This is a genomic window from Achromobacter sp. 46006 (assembly GCF_059761975.1).
On record NZ_JCBANN010000022.1, the window covers coordinates 1 to 11,782 of the forward strand.

The window sequence follows — 11,782 nt, forward strand, 5'->3', positions numbered from 1 at the left end:
TCTGGGCGTTGAAGGTGGCCTCGCCGGCATCCTTGTCGGTGACGTCCAGCTTGCCGCCGGTGGTCAGGTTGCCGTCTTCCTTGACGGAGCCGGCATCGTCGCCCGGCTGGTTCGGGGTGATGACGGCGGTGTCGTTGGTGCCGGTGATGGTGACGGTGATGGTTTCGGTCGCCGTGCCGCCGTTGCCGTCATCGACCGTCACGGTGATGGTGTCGGTGACCGTCTCGCCGTCCTTCAGGGCCTGGACCTTGTCGCTGGCGTTGTCCAGCGTGTAGGTCCATTTGCCGGTGCCGTCCACCGTGAACGAGCCGTACTGGCCCTTGCCGTCGTTGCCGACGGTCCAGGTGTGCGTGTCGTTGGTGTCGACGTCTTGCTGGGTCAACTGGCCGGAAACGGTGTCGCGGGTGTCGTCCTCGCGGATTTCGCCGATCGTGGTGCCGCTGATGGTCGGCGCGTCGTTGGTGCCGGTGATCGTGACCGTGATGACCTGTGTAGCCTTGCCGCCATGGCCGTCATCGACGGTAACCCTGATGGTGTCGGTGACTTGCTGGCCTTCGGCCAGGGCCTGGACTTTGTCGCTGTCGTTGTCCAGCACGTAGGTCCATTTGCCAGTCTGGTCGACCGTAAGGGTGCCGTACTGGCCCTTGCCGCCGTCGTTGGCGGACCAGGTATGCGTGTCGCTGGTGTCGACGTCGTGCTTGTCGAGTTGGCCCGTCACTTCCTGCGTACCGTCTTCCTTGACGGCGCCGGCAGCTTCGCCCGTGATCGTCGGGGCGTCGTTGGTGCCGTTGATGGTAATGGTGACCGTGCCGGTGGTCCCGTCGGCGGTGGTGACGGTGAAGGTCTCGGTCAGCGTCTCGCCCACGGCCAGCGACTGCACGCGCGCGTCGGTCTGGGTCAGGTTGTAGACCCAGTTGCCATTGGCGTCGATCGAGAACGTGCCGTAAACACCGGGGCGTTCGGCCACGGCCACGAAGAAGGACTGGCCGTCGTCGGCGTCGACCACGTTGAGCTTGCCGTTAGCGGTGGATTTTTCGTCCTCGACCACCGTGCCGGCATCGTCGCCAGGCTGGGCGGGGGTGATCTGGGCCGGGTCGTTGACGCCGACCACGGTCACTTCCACGGTGGCGGTGGAGGTGGCGCCGCTCGGGTCGGTGACGACGTAGGTGATCGTGGTGGTGGCGGTCTGGCCTTCGGGCAGGTGCCGGAAGCTGTTGCCGGGAACGAAGGTGTAGCTGCCGTCAGGCAGCACAGTGAAGGTGCCGCCATTGGAACCGGTGACACTGACGCCGCCCGAGGTCATGGGGCGGCCGCTGATCGAGACCAGGGTCAGGGGATCGCCGTCGGGGTCGCTGTCGTTGACCAGCAGGTTGCCGCGCACGACGCTCTTCTCGTCCGTGCGGGCGGTGTCATCGATGGCCAGCGGTGCGTTGTTGGTGTCGCCCGCGGCGGCCGTGCCCGTGCCGCTGGCGGCGCGATCGATCGTGTCGGTGCCAGAGCCCGGGTTGGGATAGGCCAGGTCCAGCGGGCTCGTGGTTTCCAGGATGCGGGCCAGGCGCACGAAGCTGCCGCCGCCGTCGTCGCCGCTGCCGCCGGTCAGGGTCGCGGCGGTCGGATCCAGCACCTCGAACGGGTCCTGGCCGGCCTGAAGGGCCGCCAGCAGGCGGTCGGAGTCGGTGCCCTTGGGCGGGGTCACCGCCGCCTCGGTCGGATCGGCCAACGGGCCCGCCATGTCGCCGGTGACAGCCACCTCGCGGCCTTCGCCGATCACGATCGGCATGCCATTTTCCACTTGCAGGGCCACGCTGGCGCCCGAGGCCGTGACGATGTCGCTACCGGCGGGCACGTTGCTGCCCTGGTGCAACTCGGTCAGGGAACCGTCGCTGTTGCGTATCCACGCGCGACCGGTGATTTCAGTGACGACTGCGGGGGAGGTGTTGGCCATGTTGGTTCCGTTTCAGGGAGTTATCCAAGATGGCCAGATACTAGAGGCGGGCAGGGCGCGGCGGTATTGTCCTCGAGGACAGGTTCAGGAGGGGATTTGGCTGCGCACGTCGGCCGCTGCCGAAATGCCGTGGACCCGCAGCGCCAGTTGCAGGCGGTCGGTCACCTCGAGTTTGTCGAAGACCGCCGACAGATGCGCCTTGACGGTACGCTCGGTGATGCCCAGAGCGTCGGCGATCTGGGCGTTGGACTGGCCGCTGGCGGCATAGCGCGCCACGGTGATCTCGCGTTCGGTCAGCAGGCCGTTGTCCCACGAGCGGGAATCCTGGGCCCGCTCCGTCACCAGCCGGAGCAGGCGCGTGACCAGCGACCGCCCCATCCAGATGCCGCCGGAGGCAACCACTTCCAGCGCCTGCGACAGGGCCGCGGCGGGGGCGTAACAGTGGCAATAACCCAATGCGCCAGCGCCCAGAACCTGGGTGCCCTGGTCGTCGTTGGGGCTGGGACTGGCCACCACCACCTGCAGGCCGGCGAACTGGGTCTGCCAGACCGGATCATGCCAGGACGGCAGCCGCGGCAGGCCGCTGTCCAACACCACCAGCGTGCGGCCCTGCTCGCGCCAGCGTTGCAGGTCCGCCAGGCCGCGCCCACGGGCGGCGAGCCAGCGCGCCGGATCCAGGGCGCGCCAATGCTGCCATAGCAGGTCGTCGTGCGTAATCAACAGGACGGGAACGGATTTCATAAAGCCTTCTCGCTCTCCTCTAACGCTCGGTGAAGGCATTGGCCTTCGCGCGCAGCACCGGCTTGAGCAGGTACTGCAACACGGTGCGCTTGCCGGTCAGGATGTGGACTTCGGCCACCATCCCGGGAATGATGGGCAGGTTCTTGTCGCCCACCGTGCTGCGGTCCGTGCGGACCCGCACCACGTAATAGGAATTGCCTTTCTCGTCGGTCACGGTGTCGGCGCCGATCTGCTCGACCTTGCCTTCCAGCCCGCCATAGATGGCGAAGTCGTAGGCGGTGAATTTGACCTCGGCCTTCTGGTCCGGGTGTAGGAAGCCGATGTCGCGCGGCAGGATGCGCACTTCCAGCAGCAGGGTGTCGTCCTTGGGCACGATCTCGATGATGTCCTTGCCCGGCTGCACCACGCCGCCCACGGTATTGTTGAACAGCGTCTTGACCGTGCCGCGCACCGGCGCCCGCACCTCCGCCAGCTTGACCCGGTCGGCCAGGGCCAGCTTGCCCTCGCGCAGCGTGGCCAGCTTGGTGTTGGTCTCGGACAGCTCGTTGCGGGCCTGGTTGCGGATGTTCAGCTCGGATTCCTCGATCTTGCTCTGGGCTTCCTTGATCGACGCCTCGATGCGGCTGATCTGGGCCTCGGCGCCTTTCTGTTCGCCGCAGTAGCGCGCCACGTCGCGTTGCAGGCGCAACAGGTCCACCTCGGACACCGCGCCACTCTTGAGCAGCGGCCGGGTCACCTGCAGTTCGCGCGAAGTCAGGCTGCAACTGGTCGAGGCCTGGTCGCGCTTGGCGATGGTTTCGCGCAGCTCTTCCTGGCGTTGCTTGAGCTGTTCGCGGGCGACGTTGACGGTGGCGTTCAGTTCGGTGGTGCGGGCCTGCCAGGCATTGCGCTCCATTTCGACCAGTCCAGGCGCCTGCTTCAACACTTCTTCTGGCGCCACGAACGGTTCGCCAGTCGCCAGAGCCTTCAGGCGCGCGGCCTTGGCCAGCAGCGACAAGTATTCGGCGTTGTTTTCCCCCAGCGACGAGGCGAAGCGGGTGGGATCGAGCTTGAGCAGGATCTGTCCGGCCTCGACCTCCTGGCCCGGCTTGACCAGGATCTCCTCGACGATGCCGCCGTCCAGGCTCTGGATGATCTGTACCTGGCGCGACGGCACGACCTTGCCCTCGCCGCGCACGACCTCGTCGATGGAGCCGAAACCCGCCCATAGCAGCAACAGCGCCACGGCCAGCAGGCTGGTCCACAGCAGTACGCGGGCGCCGCGCGCCTGGGATTCGTGGATGACCCACTCGGCGTTGCCGACGTAATCGGTGCGCGCCTTGGGCTTGCCCTTTTCAGCTCCGTCTAGCAGGCGGTCGAAGAAATAGATGAAAACGCCGCGCAGCTTGAGCCACAGCCGCGTGAGCAGGCCGGGCCGGGAGGCAGCGGATTTCTGGATGGCGGTGGTATTGTCCATGCGGCTCTCAGCTTCCGCGTCCGACGCGCCCCTGGCGTAGGGCTTCGACGACCTGTTCCTTGGGGCCATCGGCCACGATATGGCCGTTATCGATGACGATCAGGCGGTCGACCAGTTCCAGCAGGGCGGTGCGGTGGGTGACCAGCAGGATGGTCTTGTTGGCGCTGGCTTCGCCCAGGCGCCGGCGCAGCTGGGCCTCGCTCTGGTGATCCATGTTGCTGCTGGGCTCGTCCAGCAGCAGGATGGGCGGATCGTTGATCAGCGCCCGCGCCACGGCCACCGATTGGCGCTGGCCGCCCGATAGCGATTCGCCGCGCTCGCCGATGAGCATGTCAAAGCCGTTCGGGTGCAGGTTGGCGAACTCGGTTACGCCGGCCATGTTGGCGGCCGCCAGGATGCTGGCGTCGTCGGCGTAGGGCGCGCCCATGGCCAGGTTGTGCTTGAGGCTGCCGTAGAACAGCAGCGGGTCCTGCGGCACGTGGCCGATGGCGCGGCGTACGTCGGCCGGGTCGATCTGGCGCACGTCCACGCCGTCCAGCAAGACCGCGCCCTCGGTGGGTTGGTACAACGCCAGGGCCAGTTTTTCCAGGGTGGTCTTGCCCGAGCCGATGCGGCCGATGATGCCTACCTTCTCGCCTGGCTTGAGCTTGAAGGAGACTTTCTTGAGCACCGGCTGGGTGCTGCCCGGGTAGGTGAAGCTGACATCGCGGAATTCGAGCGCGCCATGGAACACCGGGCGGTGCAGGAATTCGGCCTCGGCCGGACGCTCGATCGGCAGCTTCATATAGTTGTCGATCGAACCGAGCGAGGTGCGGGCGTTCTGGTATTGCATCAGCAGGCCGGCCACCTGGCCCAGCGGCGCCAGGCAGCGCCCTGCGATCATCGAGGCGGCGATGATGCCGCCCATCGACAGGGCCGATTCCTGCGCCAGGTAGACGCCGATGATAACCACCGAGATCGACACCAGTTGCTGCACCGCTTGCACGAAGCCGACGGTGGACGACGAGATCAGCTTGAGCTTGCCGCCGGTCTGGGCGATGAATTCGGTGGAGCGTTCCCAATTGCGCTGGATCGCGCCCTGGGCATTGAGGGTCTTGACCGATTCCAGCCCGGTCAGCGCCTCGACCAGGGTGGCGTTGCGCTGCGACGAGGCCTGGAACGATGCCATCGTCAGGGCTTCCATGCGCGCCTGGGCCGCGAGCGATACCAGCAGGATCAGCACGATCGCCACCAGCGGTGGCAGCACCAGCCAAGGTGATACCCACGCCAGCGCGGCCAGGAACAGCAGTATGAAGGGCAGATCCACCAGGGTGGTGATGGTGGCCGAGGCGATGAAGTCGCGGATCGACTCGAACGAGCGCAGGTTGGCGGCGAACGAGCCGACCGACACCGGACGGCCTTCCATGCGCAGGTCCAGCACCCGCTCCATGATCTGCGCCGACAGCCGCACGTCGACGCGCTTGCTGGCGCTGTCGACCACGTGCGAGCGCGCCGTGCTCAGGATCATGTTGAAGATCACCACCAGGGTGATGCCCAGCGCCAGCACCCAGAGCGTCTCGACGGCGTTGTTGGGCACCACGCGGTCGTAAACGTTCATGGTGAACAACGGCATCGCCATGGCGAAGATGTTGATCAGCAGGGCGGCGATGAGGGCATCGCGGTACAGGCGCCGGTTTTCCATGATGGCGGCCCAGAACCAGTGGCGGTCTCGGACCTTGGCCACTTCCGGGGCGCGCGCGTCGAAGCGGAATTGCGGGCGCACGAAGCACACCAGGCCGGTGTATTGCGCTTCCAGGTCGGCCGCGCTGATCTCGACGGCGCTTCCGCCCAGTTCGGGATGGCTGATCACACAGGTGTCGCCATCCTTTTTGAGCAGCAGGCAGGCGCGCTCGCCGTTGAGCAGCAGGATCGCCGGCAACAGGTCGGACGGCAGGCCTTCGAGCGGGCGCTTGACCACGCGCGCAGACAATTGCGCGCGCGCTGCCGCCCGCGGCAACAGCGCCGGCGTCAGCCGGTGCGCTTCCAGCGGCAGGCCGGCTGACAGCGCCTGGGCGGTGGCGGCCACGCCATGCAGCCGGGTGATCTCGACCAGGCAATCCAGCAACGGATCGTCATGCGCGGCGCGCGCGTCGGCGCGCCATTCCCGGGCGGCGGCGTCAGATAACTTGTCCATCATCGTCATCCAGCAGGTCCAGATGCTCCGAGAGGCGCGCGCGCTGCTGCTTGCGCTGGGTGAGTTTTTGCTGGGCCTGTACTGGCAGGTCCGTCATGCGCAAGGTGCCATTGGCGATCAAGGCGTCGATCAAATCTTCCAACACACGGACAAAGTCCGCATCCAACCGTGAAAAGTCGTTGTCCTCAGTAGCCATACGGCCTCCTTGCGCGCGCCGCGTCAGGGGCGGGCCTGGGCGGCGGGCGCGTTCAGCGGCACCAGCGTGGGCGGCAGGGTGCCTTCGTTGTATTGCACACGCACCGGCGTCAGCCGGGCCGAGTCGGGCACCGTGGAATTGCACAGGCGAATGACGTCGTCGGACACCACCAGCTTGCCGTTCTCCTCGGGCATCTCGTTGCGCGCGGGCTGCAGCGTCAGCGCTGGCAGCAGCTTATGCGAAAGCGCCAGCCAGCGATACTGCGCCAGCCTCAGGTCATAGATGGCGTTGGTCAGGGCGCGGCGCGATTCGAACAGCTCGTTCTCGGTGTTGAGCAGGTCGAGCAGGGTGCGTTGGCCGATCTGGAACTGCTGGCGGTAGGCGTCGCGCACCTTGGCCGTGGCCATTTCGTGGTCGCGCAGGAAGGGCAGCTTTTCCTGCAGGCTGGTGATGTTGTTCCAGGCCACGGCCAGATCCTGCTGCACGTTGCGGCAGGTGTAGTCGCGCACGTCGCGCGCGGCATACGACTGGGCCGCCGTCTGGCGCACCCGCGCCGAATCGGCGCCGCCGCGGTACAGGTTGTAGTTCATGACCAACTGGACACTGGAGCTGCGGATGTTGCGGTTCTCCGGCGTGGGGTCGTTCTGATCGCGGCCGGTGGCGGCGACGAACTCGAACTTGGGCGAGAACGCGCCCTTGGACGAGGCGACGCCGGCCTCCGCCGCTTGCAGCGCGGCCTGTTTGGACAGGAAGCTGGGATTGCGGCGCAGCGACTCATTGAAGTTGCCGGGCTTGGTCGGCAGCTTGTCGGATACATCGGGCACCGGCTGCATCGACTCGGGCGGCAATGCGCCGGTCACGCGCTGGAAGCGCTGTTGCACGTCCAGCAGGTTGGTGGTTTCGGTCATCAGGTTGGTCTGGGCCAGCGCCAGGCGGCCGCCGGCCTGTTCCAGGTCGACACGCCGGCCCACGCCGGACTCGGCGCGCTGGCCGATCTGCTTGAGGGTTTCCTCGTGCAGCGAATAATTCTGGCGGGCCAGCAGTTCCATGTCGCGGTAGCGCTGCAGGTCGATATAGGCCTGCACGGCGGCCAGGGCGGTGCTGTCGCTGGTGGCCAGCACGTCATAGAAGCGCGCCAGCTTGTCGAAACCGGCCTGCTTGACGTCGTTGCTGGTGCGGAAACCATCGAAAATCAGCTGGCGCAACTCGAAGTTGTAGCCGGGGCGGTTCCAGTTCTGCGAGCCCGCGCCCGGCACGTTATTGCGGTATTCACGGCCGACGTAGCCGATCGCGTTGACCTGCGGGAAGAATGCGCCGCGGGCCACCGCCTGGCCTTCCAGAGAAGCCTGGAAGTCGTGGTACTTGGCCTGGATTTCCGGATTGCTGAGCAGGGTCTGCTCGACGATCTGGTTCAGGGTAGTGGTACCGGGAGCCGCAGAGCTGGAATCCATTGCCGCTGGCTGCTGGGCAAACGTGGCGGGAACGAACGCAAAGGCCAGGGCGGAAACCGTGGTTTTGAGCAGAAACGAAGCCATAGGGATTATTCGCGAGTCAAGTGGGAGATTGATAGCCGGCATATTGTTTGCAAATGTCAGAATTGGCGAGTCAAGGTTTGTTAAGTCTTGACGGAATTTGCCGGCCCGTCGGAATTTATTTCGTAATAGATCACGAAAAATGACGTGATTTGTACGAAATTCAATATGGACGGATTAATCAAAAACCATTGATGCGTTTTATTTCGCATTATTGCGGTTTCTGCTTTGCCACATTGAAACGCGATTATATCCGGTTGCGTCTTTTGTATCTAAATAGTTTTTCTGGATGTGGTTTTTTGATTATCCGGAATTTGCCGCTGTTGCCAGCGTCACACGGCCGTGCCATCAGGCCCGGCGCGCGGCACCATGGTATTTTTAGTACTAGTATATTTGGTGTGGTTGTACTAGGTTGGGAGCCTGGGCATAATCCTCTCCATGCCGCAGCGGCCGGCGTCGGGATCCATTGCGGGCCCTGCGCCAGGCACCAGCCGGATTGTCTATTCGCAGAGCGCATCCATGGCCCAAACCCTTTACGACAAACTCTGGGACGCCCATATCGTCCACCAGGAATCAGACGGCACCTGTCTGCTCTATATCGACCGCCACCTGCTGCACGAAGTGACCAGCCCGCAGGCCTTCGAGGGCTTGGCCATGGCCGGGCGCAAACCGTGGCGCAACGGCGCCAACCTGGCGGTCGCCGACCACAACGTGCCCACGATGAACCGCGCGCAGGGTATCGATGATCCGATCTCGCGCCTGCAGGTCGACACGCTCGACGCCAACTGCGACAAGTACGGCATCACCGAATTCCGCATGAACGACCTGCGCCAGGGCATCGTCCACGTGATCGGGCCGGAGCAGGGCGCGACCCTGCCGGGCATGACCGTGGTCTGTGGCGACTCGCACACCAGCACGCACGGCGCGCTGGGCGCGCTGGCCTTCGGCATCGGCACCTCCGAAGTCGAACACGTGCTGGCCACGCAGACGCTGCTCATGAAGAAAGCCAAGAGCATGCTGATCAAGGTCGAAGGCGAACTGCCGTTCGGCTGTACGGCCAAGGATGTCGTCCTGCACGTCATCGGCATCATCGGCACCGCCGGCGGCACCGGCCACGCCATCGAGTTCGCCGGCAGCACCATCCGTGCGCTGTCGGTCGAAGGCCGCATGACGGTCTGCAACATGGCCATCGAAGCCGGCGCGCGCTCCGGCATGGTCGCCGTCGACGACAAGACCATCGAATACTTCCGCGGCCGCCCGTTCGCGCCGTCCGGCGTGCTGTGGGACCAGGCCGTGGGCTACTGGCGCACGCTGCATACCGACGAAGGCGCCAAGTTCGACACCGTGGTCGAAGTCAACGCCCGCGACATCAAGCCGCAGGTCACCTGGGGCACCTCGCCCGAGATGGTGCTGCCGGTCGATTCGCGCGTGCCGGACCCCGACCGCGAAAAAGACGACGTGCGCCGCAGCGGCATGGAGCGCGCGCTGGAATACATGGGCCTCAAGCCCAACACGCCGCTGACCGACATCCGCGTGGACCGCGTCTTCATCGGCTCCTGCACCAATTCGCGCATTGAGGACCTGCGCGCCGCCGCCGTCGTTGCGCGCGGCAAGCGCGTTGCATCCAACGTGCGCCAGGCCATGGTCGTGCCGGGTTCCGGGCTGGTCAAGCAGCAGGCCGAGCGCGAAGGCCTGGACAAGATCTTCATCGAAGCCGGCTTCGAATGGCGCGAGCCGGGCTGCTCGATGTGCCTGGCCATGAACGCCGACCGGCTTGAACCGGGCGAGCGTTGCGCCTCGACCTCGAACCGCAACTTCGAAGGCCGCCAGGGCCAGGGCGGCCGCACCCACCTGGTGAGCCCGGCGATGGCCGCCGCCGCCGCCGTGGCCGGCCATTTCGTCGACGTCCGCACGTTCCGTTAAGCGCCAACCGAGTACCGACATCATGCAAGCATTCACCACTCACGAAGGCCTGGTGGCTCCGCTCGACCGCGAAAACGTCGACACGGACCTCATCATCCCCAAGCAGTTCCTCAAGTCCATCAAGCGCACCGGTTTTGGCCCGAACCTGTTCGACGAGCTGCGCTATCTGGATCATGGCGAGCCGGGCATGGACAACAGCAAACGTCCGCTCAATCCCGATTTTGTGCTGAACCAGCCGCGTTACCAGGGCGCTTCGGTGCTGCTGGCGCGCAAGAACTTCGGCTGCGGTTCGAGCCGCGAGCACGCGCCCTGGGCGCTGACGCAGTTTGGTTTCCGCGCCATCATCGCGCCGTCGTACGCCGACATCTTCTTCAACAACAGCTTCAAGAACGGTCTGTTGCCGATCGTGCTGTCCGAGCTTGAAGTGGCGCGCCTGTTCGACGAAGTGAAGGCCTTCCCGGCCTACAAGCTCAACATCGACCTGGACCGCCAGGTGGTGGTGGCGGCCGATGGCCGCGCCATGAAGTTCGACATCGAGCCGTTCCGCAAGTACTGCCTGCTCAACGGTTTCGACGACATCGGCCTGACCCTGCGCCATTCGGACAAGATCCGCGCCTTCGAGGCCGAGCGCCTGGCCCGCCATCCCTGGCTGGAAAGCCGTCCGATCGCCTGACCCGACTCATCCCATCGACCACAGGACCGTTTTTTCCATGACTCATAACATCGCAGTCTTGCCGGGTGACGGCATCGGCCCCGAAATCATCGAACAGGCCGTGCGCGTCCTGAAGGCGCTGGACGTGCCGTTCGATATCAAGCAGGCCGCCGTCGGCGGCGCCGCCTTCGACGAGTTCGAGCACCCGCTGCCCCCGGCCACGCTGAAGCTGGCCAAGGAATCGCACGCCGTGCTGTTCGGCGCCGTCGGCGACTGGAAGTACGACAGCCTGCCGCGCGAATTCCGCCCCGAGCAGGCCATCCTGGGCCTGCGCAAGGCGCTCGGCCTGTTCGCCAACCTGCGTCCCGCCATCCTGTATCCCGAGTTGGCCAGCGCTTCGTCGCTCAAACCCGAGATCGTGTCCGGCCTGGACATCCTCATCATCCGCGAGCTGACCGGCGACATCTATTTCGGCACGCCGCGCGGCGTGCGCTCGTCGCCGGACGGCGCCTTCAGCGGTGAGCGCGAAGGCTACGACACGATGCGCTACGCCGAATCGGAAGTGCGCCGCATCGCCCGCATCGGCTTCGAATCCGCCCAGAAGCGCAACAAGAAGCTGTGCAGCGTGGACAAGGCCAACGTGCTCGAGACCTCGCAGTTCTGGCGCGACATCGTCATCGAAGTGGCGCGCGATTATCCGGATGTCGAGCTGTCGCACATGTACGTCGACAACGCCGCCATGCAGCTGGTGCGCAACCCGCGCCAGTTCGACGTGATCGTCACCGGCAACCTGTTCGGCGACATTCTGTCGGACGAAGCCGCCATGCTGACCGGCTCCATCGGCATGCTGCCGTCGGCCTCGCTGAACGCCGGCGGCCAGGGCCTGTACGAGCCCAGCCACGGCTCGGCGCCCGACATCGCCGGCCAGGGCATCGCCAATCCGTTGGCGACCATCCTGTCGGCCGCGATGCTGCTGCGCTACTCGCTGAACCTGGCGCCGCAGGCCGACCGCATCGAGGCCGCCGTGCGCCGCGTGCTGGCCGATGGCCTGCGCACGGCCGACATCTTCGAGCCTGGCACCACCAAGGTCAGCACCTCGGGCATGGGCGACGCCGTCCTCAAGGCCCTGGCCTGATCGGATCCCAAGGGGCCGCGCCCTTGGGC

General features: G+C 65.5%; 9 protein-coding genes. 3 read left to right on the forward strand and 6 right to left on the reverse strand.

Features of this window, described 5'->3' with window-relative positions; all coding sequences use genetic code 11:
- From AC6LKG_RS12900 to AC6LKG_RS12925, 6 genes are all read right to left on the reverse strand, one after another.
- The coding region (locus AC6LKG_RS12900) for a retention module-containing protein (RefSeq protein WP_498164907.1) at window positions 1-1,945 on the reverse strand (1,945 nt) is incomplete at its 3' end.
- 84 nt (window positions 1,946-2,029) lie between these two features.
- Complete coding sequence (locus tag AC6LKG_RS12905) at window positions 2,030-2,686, reverse strand: helix-turn-helix transcriptional regulator (protein WP_498164908.1); 657 nt, start codon at window positions 2,684-2,686, stop codon at window positions 2,030-2,032.
- Between the two features lie 19 nt (window positions 2,687-2,705).
- Window positions 2,706-4,142, reverse strand: a complete 1,437-nt coding sequence (locus AC6LKG_RS12910) for an HlyD family type I secretion periplasmic adaptor subunit (RefSeq protein ID WP_498164909.1) — start codon at window positions 4,140-4,142, stop codon at window positions 2,706-2,708.
- 7 nt (window positions 4,143-4,149) lie between these two features.
- Window positions 4,150-6,315, reverse strand: a complete 2,166-nt coding sequence (locus AC6LKG_RS12915) for a type I secretion system permease/ATPase (protein WP_498164910.1) — start codon at window positions 6,313-6,315, stop codon at window positions 4,150-4,152.
- The gene (locus AC6LKG_RS12920; protein WP_175134144.1) at window positions 6,299-6,511 is read right to left on the reverse strand and encodes a hypothetical protein; all 213 of its coding nucleotides are present in this window, start codon (window positions 6,509-6,511) and stop codon (window positions 6,299-6,301) included. The genes AC6LKG_RS12915 and AC6LKG_RS12920 overlap by 17 nt, the downstream gene beginning before the upstream one ends.
- A gap of 23 nt (window positions 6,512-6,534) precedes the next feature.
- Window positions 6,535-8,046, reverse strand: a complete 1,512-nt coding sequence (locus tag AC6LKG_RS12925; protein WP_498164911.1) for a TolC family outer membrane protein — start codon at window positions 8,044-8,046, stop codon at window positions 6,535-6,537.
- Window positions 8,047-8,562: 516 nt separating this feature from the next.
- Between AC6LKG_RS12925 and leuC the strand changes: the two genes are divergently transcribed.
- From leuC to leuB, 3 genes are read left to right on the forward strand one after another with little or no spacing between them, the layout of a single operon-like run.
- Window positions 8,563-9,966 (forward strand): 3-isopropylmalate dehydratase large subunit, encoded by a 1,404-nt coding sequence (gene leuC / locus AC6LKG_RS12930; RefSeq protein ID WP_498164912.1) that lies wholly within the window; start codon window positions 8,563-8,565, stop codon window positions 9,964-9,966.
- Between the two features lie 22 nt (window positions 9,967-9,988).
- Entirely contained in the window at window positions 9,989-10,639 is a 651-nt protein-coding gene (gene leuD / locus AC6LKG_RS12935) for a 3-isopropylmalate dehydratase small subunit (RefSeq protein WP_498164913.1), read from the forward strand.
- Between the two features lie 37 nt (window positions 10,640-10,676).
- Window positions 10,677-11,753, forward strand: coding sequence for a 3-isopropylmalate dehydrogenase (gene leuB, locus AC6LKG_RS12940; protein WP_498164914.1), 1,077 nt, complete (start codon window positions 10,677-10,679; stop codon window positions 11,751-11,753).
- Window positions 11,754-11,782: the final 29 nt, after the last annotated feature.

Coding starts and splice junctions, on each gene's coding strand:
- AC6LKG_RS12910 (WP_498164909.1), bottom strand. CDS start 4,142: ATGGACAATACCACCGCCATCCAGAAATCCGCTGCCTCCCGGCCCGGC.
- leuD (WP_498164913.1), top strand. CDS start 9,989: ATGCAAGCATTCACCACTCACGAAGGCCTGGTGGCTCCGCTCGACCGC.
- AC6LKG_RS12925 (WP_498164911.1), bottom strand. CDS start 8,046: ATGGCTTCGTTTCTGCTCAAAACCACGGTTTCCGCCCTGGCCTTTGCG.
- leuC (WP_498164912.1), top strand. CDS start 8,563: ATGGCCCAAACCCTTTACGACAAACTCTGGGACGCCCATATCGTCCAC.
- AC6LKG_RS12920 (WP_175134144.1), bottom strand. CDS start 6,511: ATGGCTACTGAGGACAACGACTTTTCACGGTTGGATGCGGACTTTGTC.
- AC6LKG_RS12915 (WP_498164910.1), bottom strand. CDS start 6,315: ATGGACAAGTTATCTGACGCCGCCGCCCGGGAATGGCGCGCCGACGCG.
- leuB (WP_498164914.1), top strand. CDS start 10,677: ATGACTCATAACATCGCAGTCTTGCCGGGTGACGGCATCGGCCCCGAA.
- AC6LKG_RS12905 (WP_498164908.1), bottom strand. CDS start 2,686: ATGAAATCCGTTCCCGTCCTGTTGATTACGCACGACGACCTGCTATGG.